Annotated in this window: 12 protein-coding genes; 6 read left to right on the forward strand and 6 right to left on the reverse strand. The window is 57.1% G+C overall.

Annotated elements, in window-relative coordinates:
- Positions 1-184: 184 nt before the first annotated feature.
- From PHF39_RS03145 to PHF39_RS03155, 3 genes are all read left to right on the forward strand, one after another.
- On the forward strand, positions 185-1,045 hold the full coding sequence (locus tag PHF39_RS03145; RefSeq protein ID WP_300220096.1) for a pirin family protein: 861 nt from the start codon (positions 185-187) through the stop codon (positions 1,043-1,045).
- Between the two features lie 97 nt (positions 1,046-1,142).
- Positions 1,143-2,159, forward strand: a complete 1,017-nt coding sequence (locus PHF39_RS03150) for a DNA double-strand break repair nuclease NurA (protein ID WP_300220098.1) — start codon at positions 1,143-1,145, stop codon at positions 2,157-2,159.
- Complete coding sequence (locus tag PHF39_RS03155; RefSeq protein ID WP_300220100.1) at positions 2,137-3,759, forward strand: ATP-binding protein; 1,623 nt, start codon at positions 2,137-2,139, stop codon at positions 3,757-3,759. The genes PHF39_RS03150 and PHF39_RS03155 overlap by 23 nt, the downstream gene beginning before the upstream one ends.
- Positions 3,760-4,019: 260 nt before the next feature.
- Here PHF39_RS03155 and PHF39_RS03160 read toward each other — a convergent pair whose 3' ends face one another.
- On the reverse strand, positions 4,020-4,604 hold the full coding sequence (locus tag PHF39_RS03160; protein ID WP_300220102.1) for a carbonic anhydrase: 585 nt from the start codon (positions 4,602-4,604) through the stop codon (positions 4,020-4,022).
- 347 nt (positions 4,605-4,951) lie between these two features.
- On the opposite strand from PHF39_RS03160, the gene PHF39_RS03165 reads away from it, so the two are divergent.
- Entirely contained in the window at positions 4,952-5,599 is a 648-nt protein-coding gene (locus PHF39_RS03165) for a GNAT family N-acetyltransferase (protein WP_300220103.1), read from the forward strand.
- Between the two features lie 56 nt (positions 5,600-5,655).
- On the opposite strand, the gene PHF39_RS03170 is transcribed toward PHF39_RS03165, so the two are convergent.
- The 4 genes from PHF39_RS03170 to PHF39_RS03185 form a co-directional block, all read right to left on the reverse strand.
- Positions 5,656-6,663 (reverse strand): PAS domain S-box protein, encoded by a 1,008-nt coding sequence (locus PHF39_RS03170; protein WP_300220104.1) that lies wholly within the window; start codon positions 6,661-6,663, stop codon positions 5,656-5,658.
- A 266-nt stretch (positions 6,664-6,929) separates the two neighbouring features.
- Positions 6,930-7,760, reverse strand: a complete 831-nt coding sequence (locus tag PHF39_RS03175) for a hypothetical protein (protein WP_300220106.1) — start codon at positions 7,758-7,760, stop codon at positions 6,930-6,932.
- Between the two features lie 38 nt (positions 7,761-7,798).
- Positions 7,799-8,311 (reverse strand): nucleotide-binding protein, encoded by a 513-nt coding sequence (locus PHF39_RS03180; RefSeq protein WP_300220108.1) that lies wholly within the window; start codon positions 8,309-8,311, stop codon positions 7,799-7,801.
- 23 nt (positions 8,312-8,334) lie between these two features.
- Positions 8,335-9,213 (reverse strand): formate/nitrite transporter family protein, encoded by an 879-nt coding sequence (locus PHF39_RS03185; RefSeq protein ID WP_300220110.1) that lies wholly within the window; start codon positions 9,211-9,213, stop codon positions 8,335-8,337.
- Between the two features lie 454 nt (positions 9,214-9,667).
- On the opposite strand from PHF39_RS03185, the gene PHF39_RS03190 reads away from it, so the two are divergent.
- Both PHF39_RS03190 and PHF39_RS03195 read left to right on the forward strand, forming a co-directional pair.
- Positions 9,668-10,711: a histone deacetylase gene (locus PHF39_RS03190; RefSeq protein ID WP_300220113.1), complete on the forward strand. Its 1,044-nt coding sequence runs from the start codon at positions 9,668-9,670 to the stop codon at positions 10,709-10,711.
- 100 nt (positions 10,712-10,811) lie between these two features.
- Positions 10,812-11,270 carry a hypothetical protein gene (locus PHF39_RS03195; protein WP_300220115.1) on the forward strand — a complete coding sequence of 153 codons (459 nt, stop codon included), beginning with the start codon at positions 10,812-10,814 and terminating at the stop codon, positions 11,268-11,270.
- Between the two features lie 822 nt (positions 11,271-12,092).
- Here the strand turns inward: PHF39_RS03195 and PHF39_RS03200 are convergent.
- Positions 12,093-13,979, reverse strand: coding sequence for a PAS domain S-box protein (locus PHF39_RS03200; RefSeq protein WP_300220117.1), 1,887 nt, complete (start codon positions 13,977-13,979; stop codon positions 12,093-12,095).
- Positions 13,980-14,042 lie beyond the last annotated feature (63 nt).

Consider the following 14,042-nt stretch of genomic DNA (forward strand, 5'->3'; position numbering starts at 1 on the left):
GGTTTCCTGCGGCTGGTGCTGGCGGCTGTGTTTTATTTTTGTGACGCCGTCATGCCGGGAGCGGCAGTGGCACCTCAAAACCAAAAACAGGAGATCCAATTCTGACGGACGCGTTCATGCAACAGCCCTCTCATTCATGGCACTTCCCGCAGGTTTATGGTGCAGTCGTCCCAAAAAGCACCGTATGAACAGGACCAGAAGGATTGCAGGAACCTCGGTTTCCCGCCCGACACGTGAGGGGGCCGGCGTCCGGCTCCACCGTGCATTCGGGTACAGCGAGATCCCCGCGTATGACCCGTTCCTGATGCTCGACGATTTCCGGGCAGACCGCCCGGACGAGTACCTTGCAGGGTTTCCCTGGCACCCGCACCGGGGCATCGAGACGGTGACGTACATGCTTGAGGGACGTGTCGAGCACGGCGACAGCATGGGTCATAAAGGGGACGTGCCGGCCGGGGGCGTCCAGTGGATGACGGCCGGCTCGGGGATCATCCACCAGGAGATGCCAAAACCGGTGGACGGGAAGATGGGTGGTTTCCAGCTCTGGGTGAACCTGCCCCGGGAGAGCAAGATGATGGACCCGCGGTACCAGGAACTGCGCGCCGACGAGATCCCGCGTGTCACGCTGCCGGAAGGAGCAGAGGTCCGGGTTATCTGCGGGTCTGTTGGCGGGGTGACCGGCCCGGTCCGGGACCTGATGGCAGATCCAGAATATCTCGATGTAACGCTGGGGCCGGCGATGCGGTTTTCCCACCCGGTGAAACCGGGGTACCTGGCGGCAGCGTACGTGTTTTCCGGCTCGGGTTTATTTGCGCCCGATATGACAGAACCGCTCAGAAACCGAACGATGATACGGTATGATCATGACGGGGACACCATCGATGTCCGTGCCGGGGAAGAAGGCGTGAGGTTTTTGTTCTTTGCCGGAAAGCCCCTCCGCGAACCGGTTGCCTGGGGCGGCCCGATCGTGATGAACACGCAGGAGGAACTCCGGCAGGCTTTCGATGAATACGAGCGCGGGACGTTCATAAAAAAAGGGTCCTGAGAACCGCATCGTATCGTACCACGCACTCCGGTCTTTCAGTTTCACCCCCTCCCCCACCTCCTTATATCCCATTACATGCCAAACTAGGATTCAACGGATGAAGGACGAGTACGCGGGTGCAGTGAACGAGGCGGCAGGCCGGATCCGGGCAAAGGTCCCTGGCGATCTCATCGGAAAGTTCCGGCAGACCTGCGGTATCCGGAACAGTGATTTTGTCTCCTGTACGCTCCGGGCCTGCGGTGAGGTCTGCGCTGTCGACGGTTCCAATGTCACGCTCCTTGAATCCGGCAGCATGGCGCTCGCGGTCGTACGGGCTGCGCAGGCAACGTTTGTTGGCATGGAGCGAACGAAGCGTTCCGTCACGCCATTGCATTTCTCCCTCATCGGCCCGCAAGAGGAGAACCAGGACTTTCCCGTGCTCTACGCAGACTGTTTCGGTCACCCGCCGGGAAAGTCGCTGAACAATGAGGACATTGCCCGGGCAGCAGAAGTCCTCCGGGACACGGTTGAGTTCTGGGTCACGGAGACGATGGCCCGCGGGCTCGGGGAGGGCGCTCTCCTGCTGCGGGACGGGCCCCTGCGGGTATCGCACGAGAGCCACAATCCGGTGCTCACGAGGATCGTGCTCGCCTGCCGCGACCGGGAGATCAGCCTTGCGGGGATCTCGAAACGGTCGGCAGCGACCTGGGGTGGCGGCCACCCGCTCCTTCCCGCGGTGGCGGGCCTCGCAAAGGAGTGCGGAGTCCGGGCACCCTGGTGGATCGCAATCGATCCCGCTATCCTCGACCACCAGCCCCATGCCCAGTGGCAGCATGGCGCAATGTACGTGGCCTGCCTGCACGGGCACGCGGCAGGGCCGCTCAAGATCGAACTTCCCCGGGACACACGGAACGCAGCGTCGGTCATGGACCGGCTCGCCGCGTGTTCCGGAGACGGCCGGATCCCGGGGTACCCGTATCCCCTTCTTGACGCCCACCGCACTGTTGTGCTGACAAAGGAGATTACCGACCAGATCAAAGGCGACCTTCTTTTGAGCCTCACGAACGCCGGTATCGATCGGCAGACCTATGAGATCCTGTTCGGAGATTACCATGATGCATTTGCGCGATACTGAAACAACCGACCTCTCCAAGTACCGGCTCATCGGCAGGAGCGTGCTCTCCTACCGCTTCATCGCCCCTCATGACGAGACGCTCTATATCGGTGACATTAAGAAGATCGTGGACCGGACCAAGGGTGCCACCTTCTTTGCCAAGGTCACTGATCTCTCGCACGACTCCAACTTCACCGACCCGAAATGGGACACGCGGGTGTATGCCGAGCAGTTCTACGGGCTTGGGGAGGATGTCTTCATCACCGTCGACGCGGTGCCGCTCGGGTTCGTGGATCGTGACGGGAAGTTCCACAAGCCCCGTACCATCCCCTCCAAGTTTTCTGTGGTTGAGGACCCGACGGCAGAGGATTTCCGGTTCCTCACCGAACAGATGGGCGAGATCGAGGTGGGCCTGATGCGGAGCGGGCAGGGCGTGATCCGTGATGTAGCCGTTCGCATCCCGGCAAAAGTGCTCCCGCAGCACATGGGCGTCTTTGCCACTACTGGCATGGGCAAGTCCAATTTCATGAAGACCTTCTGTGCCTCCTGCATGAAAGAGCAGAAGTTCGGGCTCCTGATCGTGGACCCGCATGGCGAGTATGTCAGCGGTGGCAAGTCTTCCACGGGAGATCCGACAAAAGGGCTTGTCCATTACACAAACGGGAAAGACGGGCTTGCCATCTTCACAATCCGGGGCGAGGCGGACCGGAAAAAGTACGCCATGAACAGGCTCTGGCTGGAGTATGACGATTTCCGGATCAGCGACCTCTCCATCCTGTACGACCTCACCTCCGCCCAGTACGATATCATCGAGGCTTTCTCCCGGGTCAGCGGGAACGAGGCGATCCGGTTCTTCGAGCAGGTTGATCCGGAGATCTTCCCCATCAAGGACCCTCTTGCGGCCGGCGTACAGGAAGGGAGCCTCGCGTGGCTGATCCGGAACTCCATGGCAGGCCCGGTCCGGGTCATCCAGCGCCATATCGAGAACATCACCAAGTCCAACAGCGCATTCTTCCGGCAGAGCGGGTCGTCCATCGGCGAGATCATCAAAAATCTCCACAACAACCGGGTGGTTTTGATCGATATCCCGGACATGGGCGAGCGGAGCGAACTCTTTGTCCTCTCCATCATCACCCGGATGATCATGGAAAAGCACCGCAGCGAGGCCCGGGGCTTTGGTATTGATGAGAAACAGGAGGCAAGCCACCAGGTGCTCATCACTATCGAGGAGGCGCAGCGGGTGCTTGCCGCGGGCGGTGCTTCCACCCAGATGTTCCGCGAGTGTGCCATGGAAGGCCGGAAGTTCGGCGTGGGGCTTTGTGTCATCACCCAGCAGCCAAAGAATGTGGACGCAAAAGTGCTCGCCCAGATCAACACGTTCGTTGTTATGGGTCTTGGAGACCGGGGCGACCGCGAGATCATCATGGGAAGTGCCAAGCAGGACTTAAGCAAGATGGAGATCGAGATCCAGACTCTCGACCGGGGCGAGGCGATCATCTCCACTATTGGCATCCCGTTCCCGGTCAGCACCCGGATCCACCGGTACGAGGACTACATCGCGACACTCAATGCAGTAAAGAAGAAGGATGCCCGCGAGGGGCTCACGACCGGTTTCTCGTAAGGTTACCTGCTCCGTGTAAAAGCCGGGTTACCCGGCGGGCAGTTTGATTTAGACTTCGCGGTCAAAGCCGATCTTTCTCCCTGAACCCGTGGTGGAAAAAACACCTGCGGAGAATGCGTACCGGAAGGTTCCGGGAGGCTCCCGTCCGCAGTCCTCATCGGGGACTGGCAGATAATGTCCCGTTGTTCTTTTGTTAAATGCGAAAAAATGATTGGACCGGCCTCAGGGAGCCGACACATCCAGGTCCGGGCACCGATGGTTCAGGAGACCCGGCTCAGCGCACCGGTGCCAAGGTCATAGTAGAGGCCGTGGACTGCCACCCGGTTCTCTGCAACTGCCTTTTTTAAGAGCGGGTACGTGAACAGGTGCTCGATCTGGAGCCGTATATTCTCCTGCTCGATCATCCGGTACCGTTTCTCCTGCTCGGCGGGGGTGTGCGGCATTTCGATCTTCGAGTCAACCCGGTCTTTTGCCTCGCGGGCATTGTTCAGCCAGAGCGGGATATACGCATCCGTGCTCTCTTTGTCGAGCGCCCGGATTGCCCCGCAGTTCGAGTGCCCGCAGATCACGACGTCTTTTACCTTCAGGTGCATGACCGCGTATTCGAGCACGGTTGCAAAGTTCCAGTCATGGACCGGCACAATGTTGCCGATGTTCCGCTGGATGAAGAGTTCGCCGGCCCGGGCCTGCGTGATGTGCCCGGTCTGGAGCCGGGAGTCCGAGCATCCGATCCAGAGAGTCTCCGGGTGCTGGCTGCCAACCAGTTCCTTGTAGTAATCGATATTCGGGGTGAAATCCGATTCCCGAAACCTGAGGTTCCCTAGTAATAATTTATCAATCGCCATACACACACCTCTGACAGTGTACATAGACCGGCGCACGCACCGGCGTATGATGTATTGATACTTGTCCGGAGCAGAAAAGAAGGTTACGGTCCGATGAGATCCGAAGGGGTGAATCACGAGAACGCAGGGACAGATGGACCATCAATCCCGCGCGTTTTAATCGATAGCTGGAGGGGTGAAGAGTCCTGTGGCGTTTGAACTGCTGAGATCCGAAGGGGCTGGCAATCATTTTCCTGAACCGGGTTTCCGGATCTCATGGATCCTGCGAACATCACCATTATTGTGGATGACTGGCAACATGTAAAGAACAACCGGCAGCCAAGGATGCCCAAAAAGAGTCCCAGACCATGCCAACGATCACCGCACCGGGAAAGTCCGATCGCTACAACGAAGACTTAACTCTCCTCACGCTCTATTCGCTTGCCGGCGAGGAGAGCAGCGGCTTTCATGCCATCCACCCGCATTTCATCCGTCACCTCGGGCAGGTCATCTTCTCGGAGAAGACAACGCCCTCTGCGGGACGGATGGTCGAGGCTGTCACGGTCCGGGAACTCACGCCGGCAGAGATGGTCCGGGCCGAACGGGAGCTCTGGATCCACTATCACCAGCAGAAGGCTGACCCGTCGCACGACCGGCTCTTCGCGGTCTTCTCGGGCCAGCGGATTATCGGTGTGGCCCGGTGCTCGCGGCACGAGGACGGCCTTGAGGTGGATGCGGTCTATGTCCTGGAGGAGTACCGGCTGCGGGGGTTTGCCCGCTCGGTCATGATCCTCCTCATCGAGGAATGCGGGAGGAACGAGACGCTGTACATGCATTCCAAGACAGAACTGGTCAACTTCTATGGCAGTCTCGGGTTCCGGCTCATCCCGGAAGTGGAACTCCCGACAAGCATCCGCGACCGGTTCGATTTCGTTTTCGGGGACCTTGACAGCATCCAGGTCACACCCATGCGGAGGGAGCCGGGAAAGCCTGATGCGGTATCCGGGACACCCTGAAAATTATCGTTCGTTTAATCAAGTCTTGTTTTCAGGGGAACGGCTTGCCTTTTCTGTCACGCCTTCTGGATGATGAACTGGCCTTTCCTCAGGTGGGTGACATCCTCAACGGTCTCCATCGCGCCGGTTACCGTTCCCGTGGTATCCCGGATCAGCGACGCTGTAACGCGGAGCCATCTCCCCCCGCCATGCATATCCGGGAAGAAGTCCGTGCACTCTACTCTGCCGTCCGTCCCGTCACCTGGCGCACCCATGCCGCTGAACTGGCGGGCGATCATTTCCACATTGCCATCAACCACCAGGTCAATCAGGCACACCCGGGGCAGGGAGTAGAACGCTTTCCAGTGGTCGCTTGTCCCCACGACATCCTCAGCCTTGATCCCGGTGAGGATCTCCAGGGCCCGGTCCCAGTATACGACCTTGTGGTTCTTGTCGATGAAGAACCGGGGAGTTGTCGGGATCTGGAAGAGCGTACGGAGGAGCCGGTCGCGCTCCTCGGATGCGCGGCGGGCGATCGTGCGTTCGGTGGTGTCCTCCAGGATAAGAGTTATTCCAAAGGACCCGTTCTCCAGGGTTGTCGGGATGAACCTTCCCTCAAAATACACCTCTCTGCCGTTATGGGAGACGGTGATCTCCTTTTTCCACAGGGGCCCGCCGGCAAGGAGAGCGACTATCTCGCGCTCGTCCTCGGGAGAGAGCAGGGGAAACGGGAGGGCGCTGAGCCGGGTATTGAGGACTGCTTCTCTTGTCACACCGGCAAACATACAGAATGAACTGCTGGCCTGGATGATCCGGAGATCGTTGTCAAGGACGATGATGAGTTCCTTTGCATGGTTTAAGAGGTCCGAGACCGGGACGCGGTGTGAGAGGGTATAGAGTTTGGCATTTCCAACATGGCGGACGTCAAGCTGCCCGGCAGTTGTCATGACCTCGGCATACTTTGCCACGGAATTACGGCTCATGTTCACGGCAGCGGAGATCTCCTTGATACTCATGCCAAGGGGATGATCTTTCAACACGGCGCGGATCCGTGCGGCTTCATCTGTACTCTGAATGTCTCCCATCAAATCTGTCCCCTGCACAGATCGGCTGCTATTGTGAAAGATATGTAATAACGCTTATTTAGTGGCTGTGATATACATAGATATCGTGCATAGTGTTTGTGCACTAGCGCACAGCATACCGGTCAGATGGGCAGTACCTGCCTTTTTCATGGATGATATACACACCTCTGAACCATATCACCAGGTACCAGGACTGATCCCATCACTCTTTCTCACCATTTCATTTTCCCTGAAATAATCCGGATGCGGAATTATCCGTCTGCCTCTCACTCCCCGACAAGGCGTCGCGCAAAGAGGCAGAGCCTGTCAAGGCTCACCTGAATCTCGGTTTCTGTGCAGCGAAGAGCGACTACGTAGAGCAGGACCAGGGCGTTATCCAGCTGGAGACTGTACGCCCTTTCCTTGTCCGTAGAGTCAGGAAGGGGGAAGAAAAGCAGGTGCTGTTCTTCTGCGGAAAAGACCGGGTACTCACCGGGAACGGATTCTTTTTCACCCATGCGGCCTGCCTGGAAGGAGATGATCGCAAAAGCCTGTGCCAACAGGTGGGGAGCAGTCCCGGCTGCAACCTCCGGCACCGTTGAAGCGAGCCTGCCGGACTCATCATATTCCCCCTCTGAAAACCGGATAAAGATCCTGGCAGCCGCAAGCGCGAGCGCGGGAGAGACCGCGGGCATTTCCGCAAGAATGCGGGCCTGGTACTTTCCCAGCGGCTCATCGGAAGATAATGCCGCAGGTCTGCCCATCCCGGCACTGAAACGACGTTTCAGCCTGAAAAGGAGGACCGTCAGTCCTGCAGCATAGAGAAGCTGGAGTACAGCCCCAGCCGCAGCCTCGATGGGGGTGGCCAGAAAAACGATGCCGTAAATCGGGGTCGAGAGCGCAACGATATCCTTCCGCGGCCGGATCCAGGCAAGGTATGCAAGGATGAACGAACTGATCGTGCAGCCGATCGAGACGTACTGGAAATCAACTGGGTATCCCGCGCTCCAGAAGAGTATCCCGACACCCGTCACGCCAAATGCGATGATCGGCACGGCCGCTTCGAAATATCGTCCTGCACCCTGGGAGGGAGCCCCTTCAGAATCTGTCGTAGACATGGAAAATTCCCCTGGCTGCCTGACAATCCCGGATTTTTCTAATTCCCCGGTTTCTTTCCCGTCTTCCTGATGGAGACACAATTAATGATGGGATCACCGGTGACGATATACCGCCGGATGACCTGGCCGAGGACCTCGACGATATCATTGACCTTGATATCTTCTTCAGGATTCGTGAACATCTTGACCGGAATTGCACCGGTCCGGTCGGCAACAGAATACTGCGGACGGTTCAGGAACTGGAAGCGGGCGTGTTCAACAACACCTTCGATCCGGACGATCTTGCCGATCATGCTCTCGTTGATCAGTCTCACGCGGACGGTTTTTGCCTGCCGTTCATACTCCGGCCTCAGATCAGCATATTGCCGCTGGCTCATGTAGTTGAGAGCAACGGGAAGGATGATCAGCATAAAAAGGACCGGAACAAGCCAGATCAGGTGTGACCTGACTGCCGGACTGTATATTGAGGCGATTATTACGAGTATAGTAAAGATTACAAAGACCGCAATTGCGAGAATTGAGACCTTTACATCAACATTTCCGATCTTCATCGAAAAATGTTATGATTAAGGATCTACTTCAGCGCTGCGATCTCTTTCCGGAATGCGACCCAGTAGATCACACCAACGAAGAGCAGGCCTCCGACGATGTTACCGAGCGTAACCGGTATGACGTTCGCAGTCCACATCGTGACCCAGTTGACACTTGCAACGATCTTGGTGGGATCTGTAACAAAACCCTGCGCGAAGATACCCGCGGGGATAAAGTACATGTTCGCGACCGAGTGTTCGAATCCGCTGGAAACGAAGGCCATGATCGGGAACCAGATACCGAAGAACTTGCCGACCGCGTCATCTGCACAGATACCGAGCAGGATGGCGAGGTTGACGAGCCAGTTGCACGCAATGCCCTTGAGGAACGCAGACCAGAAGCCCATAAGGCCGACATATGCGGTCTTGGCCTTGGCAATCGCAATGGCGCGTGTACCAAAGGCTGTCAGGGTACCGACACCTGCTGCATCGAAGCTGACGAACGGCCCGTTTGCCATGATGTAGGCAAAGACAACCGATCCGATGAAGTTCCCGATGTATACCCAGAGCCACAGGTTCAGGACCTGGGTCCAGGTGACCTTGTGGACGAACGCGGCCATCGGGGCGAGCATTGCGTCGCCCGTGAAGAGCTCAGCACCGGTAAGCACGGTGATAATAAGCCCAACAGGGAACACAGCACCCAGGATTAACTGGGCAAAACCGGCACTTGCCGTGCCGAATGCAAGCGCTGGATCGCTTGCCTGAATACCGGTTGAACAGACCGTCGCAAGAGCAGCACCCATGGCGATGTATGCACCGGACATGAATCCACGGAGGACCATGTTCCAGGCCGGCAGGCCAACTTTGTACTTCCCGGCATCTCCGGCCTTGGCCGTGATAGCTACCGGTGGATGAAACACCATTTTTTTACACACCTCTGAATCAATCACCTATACCAGCAACTGACATTACGGGTCTCGTATAGGTTAAACAGAATCTCGGGTATGTTGTTATTAATAATTTTCGAATCGTTCGCCGTCCGGACAGGGCTCAGGCAACAGTAATAGTCCTGCAATGTCCGCCGTGGATAGAGAAGAAAAAGGTTTTTCTCGGTATTTTCGTTCAGTAATTCACTTTTGATGGTCTTTTCTCGGTTATAACGGGAACATGTGGAGGCTTAATCTGGATAGTTTTTTGTTTGCGCGCCCAGAAGCCGGAAAGACATAAACTGGGACGAGCAAACAGGTACAGCGCCAAGCATTGCTGCTTTTCACTGCATCCGTGCAGTCACTTTTCGTTGGGACCGGGTGTTACAGTAATAAGGTTCAAACAGGAAAAAGGAGAAGACTACTGCAATACAGGGCTCCATACGGTACCATGAAGTGCTCAGCGATAACCGGGGATATCTTTGCCAACCATGACTGCAAAGGGCACAAGGAATGCCATGACCGGCTGGTCAGCATCCTTGAACGCCTGCCAAAAGGTCTCTTTATCTACCCCCCGGTTCCCGCTACCTTTGAGGAACTTCAGCGGGTGCATGTTCCCGGGTACCTCACCTGGCTTGAGCGGCAGTGCGTGAAACACGTTGACTTCTGTACGCTCGACGAGTACATCTACACCGGCGGGTATTTCGAGAACAACCAGATCAAGCAGGGATACCTTGACCAGAACACGTACATCAATCCCTGTTCCTATGAAGTGGCCACCTACGCGGTCGGGTCCGCCATTGCTGCCGTGGACCGGTCGTTTGACGGGGAGTGCTGTTTTGCTCTCGTACGCCCCCCGGGCCATCACGCAGAGGCGGACCGGGCAATGGGGTTCTGCCTCCTGAATAACGCCGCGGTGGCTGCCGCCCATGCGCTGCAGCAGGTCGACCGCGTTGCGATCATCGACTGGGATGCCCACCACGGCAACGGAACACAGAATATTTTTTACTCCAGCAACAGGGTGCTCTACTGTTCAACCCACGAGATGGACAATTTTCCTCATACCGGGACCTTACAGGAGATCGGCAGTAACGAAGGCATGGGCTTCAATGTCAATGCCCCCCTTGTCCACAAGTCCGGTATCGCCGATTATTACGCGGTCTTCACGGAAGTGATCCTCCCGGCTGTGGAGCGCTTCCGTCCCGACCTTGTCATCGTGTCCGCGGGACAGGACACCCTGTCCGATGATCCGCAGGAGTGCATGCTCCTTAAGCCCGCAGATATCGGGACGCTCGCAGCGCTGGTCCGTGACGGGAGGGATTGTCCCCTGGCGTTCGTGCTCGAAGGGGGTTACGGCCCGTCCCAGCCTGAAGCGATCCGCTCGGTATTCGACACACTGGGATCGACAAATCCGGCCCGGGTCCCGGAGGAGCCGGTCAAAAAAGCCAACCGGAAGACCATCGATCTCTTAAAAAAGCTCCATAACCTCCCGTGAACGAGTTGGGACGGGCAGATCGTGGATGCAACTGTCACATGAGGAACACGAAAAGCAAATCCCGGCAAAAAACCGTTAAACAGATGAAGGGAACGGGACAATGAAAACTATGGACCGGAAAATCCTGATCCTGGCCGGTGCCGGGATAATCCTCACGATTGTCGCATCCTACATCAGTATCTACGCTGGCGGCGTTGTCCTTGTCCTTGTTGCAGTTATTGCCATGTCTCTCTTCATCATGCAGGATACAAAGAACCTGCCCGACATTGTCGTTGAACTGAAGGATGATGCAAAGGGGATCATCATCCGGAATTCCGGCAATGCCGATGCCGTAAACGTCCACGTCTCGCTTGTCCCGGTCAATATTGAGTATTGCATCCAGGCACTTGCCGCCGACCAGGTCAACGAGTACCCGCTGGAGGCGATGCTTCCGGAGGCAAAGGCTGTTGCAAGCTTCGAGAACGTGATGGGGGGCGCCTTCTTACGGACCTATGATCTCTCGGCACGGGGTTCGTACGATCCCCTTAAACCAATGATCCCTCTCTTCCGTCACAAGTAACAGGGACGTCCCGCATTCATTTTTTTTAATTATGCTCCTCTGTAGAATCTCTCCTTCCAGATGATTGACCCCCCTTGCGCCTCCGACAGGTCATCAGACCTGGAGGATGAGAAGATTTCCCTTTGGGAAATCTTCGAACTTCCCCTGACTCGAAGAACCTTGCAGGTTCTTCTCGTGTCTCATCTCTGATGAGATTCAACACCCCCCAAAGGGGGCGGGGGGGCAGGCGATGCCTCTGTATTACCTGAAATGGATACTTTTACAAAGCGTTGTCTCGTATAAGAAATTGATGCCGCCGCGGGGTGCCCTTCGGGAAGGTAATCGTCGCATCAGCGAGGATTAGCTGGAGAAGGCATCAGCCTTCGACTTTGGCAGCGGCCGTTCATCTCAACCGGGGGTATGGGGGCATCAGCGAGGATTACCTGGAGAAGGCATCAGCCTTCGACTTTGGCGGCGGCCGTTCATCTCAACCTGGGGTATGGGGGCATCAGCGAGGATTACCTGGAGAAGGCATCAGCCTTCGACTATGGCGGCGGCCGTTCATCTCAACCGGGGGTATAGGGGCATCAGCGAGGATTACCTGGAGAAGGCATCAGCCTTCGACTTTGGCAGCGGCCGTTCATCTCAACCTGGGGTATGGGGGCATCAGCCCCCATCATTACTTCAAAGATTTTCCACAGAGCAAAAAAAACTGGGGAATCAAGGAGGCTTGTCCTCTTAGGCTGGCTCTTGGTCTGAGGAGAGTGGGTGTCACACTCGTACTTCAGTCGAGTATGTTGAGGGAAGGATTTTTTCAGAGCTTTTAATTATATTTCTCTGCGGTCAGAGCCCGGCCTTCCGCCGCATGGGGAGAACCTCGGCCCCCTCCAGATTGCCGGCAGCCCACGTGTATCGTTCGCGGATCGCCGGGGGAAGCAGGGTTTCCGGTATGGGCTCAAAGCCGTAATGGTGGTAGAATCCTTCAAGATGGCGGACTGCGTACATGAAGAGGTCGTCATTATGGCAGGCCTCCACCAGCGCGCCAACGACAATGCGGGAGTATCCCTTCTTCCGGAATGAGGCCGGTGTAAAGACGCCGTCCACCTCAAGCCCGTCCGGGTGCCGCCGGCAGCGGGCAATGGAGACCAGTTCACCGGACTGGTATACGCCGAAAATACGGTCCACCGCGGGATCGCCGCTGGTGTCATGGTACTCCTTCCAGATTTCATCGGCAAGAGAGAATTCGCCTGCGAGCAATTCCCGTCCCACCGGGCCCCCCTTCTCATCGGGAGATGTGTACCGCTGGGGCACCGCAATCCTGGTGACAGCGTTTTCTATCCGGTACCCTTCGGGGGGGACCAGGATCTCAAACCGTGCACCTTTGCGGTACTCCCCCGTCTCGCGAAGGGTCATGCCGGTCAGGGATACAATCTCTGCGGCGAGGAAAAGCCCCCTGCCGTAACTGTCCTCCCGCTGCACGAACAGGGCGTCTTTCTGATGCTCCGGAATGCCCGTCCCATCGTCCTCGATGATGATGGCGCAGCCCTCAGGCCGGACCTGGTACGTGATGACGATCTTTGTTGCATGCGTTGACTCCTGGAGCGAGTTGTGGAGAATGTGGTAGAAGACCGTGGGCAGGTGCGGGTCCGAGAAGGCACAGAGCCGGTCGGTCCATGCATGGAATGTCACGTTCCTGAACTCAAGGCGATCGGCGGCTGTGGCAATTGCATTCTGCACAGCGATCCATGATGGGGGAGTACCACCGATATCGCGGAACTCGCGGGAGATATCGATCTGCCGTGTTATCCCGTCAGCAGCAACCTTCAGGTCTCCAATGTACGCGATGATCTCGGGATCCGAGAACTTCATGACGCCAAACCGGAGCTGGCCGTAGAGGACAGCAAGTTTCCGGGAGATATCGTGCCTCAGGATGCCGGCAAGCGTGTTGAGGCGGTGGCTGGTCTTCTCCAGCGCGGATGCGGTCATGACCCGGTCGGTAATATCCCGGATGGATTCGATGGCACCGGCAATGTTCCCGTTTGCATCCAGGAGCGGTGAGGCGGAGAAGCGGAGGTGCATGCCCCGGTCGCCCTGCATCTGCGGGAGAAATATCTCTGAGATCAGTGTCCCGGATTCGTTTCTTACCTGGGGATATTTTTTCGGGATGTCGCTTCCGTCACCGATGATCAGACCAGCAAGCATCGGGCGGCGATCGCCATAAAACGCAAGCGCGTACTCGTGATTGCCGCGGTTGAGCATCGAGGCTTTCAGCCGCCCTGTCATAAGCTCCAGTGCACGGTTCCAGGCAATGATCTTCCCCTCCTTGTCGATGGCAAAGGTAGCATCGGGCAAAAACTCGATGATGTCCTGGAGCTGCTTTTCAGACTGTGCCAGGTTCCACGACAGGAGCGAGACAACACACCCGACAAGCACGAGGATCGCGCATCGCGTGATGGTGGCGAGGCCGAGCACGAGATCGAGCGGGGCAAAGAGAATTACCTGCAGGGCAAAGAGAGCTGCGACCAGGAGGGAGAAAGAAAGGCCCCGACGGGGATACCAGTAGGAGGCAAGGATGATGGGGAAGTAGAGCAGGTGGGAGAGGACTGCCGTGAGCCCGGCAAGGATACCAAAGAGGTTTACGGCAAGGGTGCATGCAGTGACTGTCGAGAGCAGGAGGATACGGTTTTTCTGGGTGGGATGGGAGATAACGGACAGGTAGGGGATGTTCATGGCAGGGCGTCCTTGACACTCAACTCAGATGCTGGTTCAGATGCAAACGGGCAGACAGGTTTT

Origin of the sequence: Methanoregula sp. (assembly GCF_028712425.1) — an archaeon.
Classification (GTDB): domain Archaea; phylum Halobacteriota; class Methanomicrobia; order Methanomicrobiales; family Methanospirillaceae; genus Methanoregula.

Excerpts from the sequence above, each read along its gene's own strand:
- PHF39_RS03165 (WP_300220103.1), top strand. The coding sequence starts at position 4,952 with ATGCCAACGATCACCGCACCGGGAAAGTCCGATCGCTACAACGAAGAC.
- PHF39_RS03175 (WP_300220106.1), bottom strand. The coding sequence starts at position 7,760 with ATGTCTACGACAGATTCTGAAGGGGCTCCCTCCCAGGGTGCAGGACGA.
- PHF39_RS03185 (WP_300220110.1), bottom strand. The coding sequence starts at position 9,213 with ATGGTGTTTCATCCACCGGTAGCTATCACGGCCAAGGCCGGAGATGCC.
- PHF39_RS03155 (WP_300220100.1), top strand. The coding sequence starts at position 2,137 with ATGATGCATTTGCGCGATACTGAAACAACCGACCTCTCCAAGTACCGG.
- PHF39_RS03180 (WP_300220108.1), bottom strand. The coding sequence starts at position 8,311 with ATGAAGATCGGAAATGTTGATGTAAAGGTCTCAATTCTCGCAATTGCG.
- PHF39_RS03145 (WP_300220096.1), top strand. The coding sequence starts at position 185 with ATGAACAGGACCAGAAGGATTGCAGGAACCTCGGTTTCCCGCCCGACA.
- PHF39_RS03170 (WP_300220104.1), bottom strand. The coding sequence starts at position 6,663 with ATGGGAGACATTCAGAGTACAGATGAAGCCGCACGGATCCGCGCCGTG.
- PHF39_RS03195 (WP_300220115.1), top strand. The coding sequence starts at position 10,812 with ATGAAAACTATGGACCGGAAAATCCTGATCCTGGCCGGTGCCGGGATA.
- PHF39_RS03150 (WP_300220098.1), top strand. The coding sequence starts at position 1,143 with ATGAAGGACGAGTACGCGGGTGCAGTGAACGAGGCGGCAGGCCGGATC.
- PHF39_RS03190 (WP_300220113.1), top strand. The coding sequence starts at position 9,668 with ATGAAGTGCTCAGCGATAACCGGGGATATCTTTGCCAACCATGACTGC.
- PHF39_RS03200 (WP_300220117.1), bottom strand. The coding sequence starts at position 13,979 with ATGAACATCCCCTACCTGTCCGTTATCTCCCATCCCACCCAGAAAAAC.
- PHF39_RS03160 (WP_300220102.1), bottom strand. The coding sequence starts at position 4,604 with ATGGCGATTGATAAATTATTACTAGGGAACCTCAGGTTTCGGGAATCG.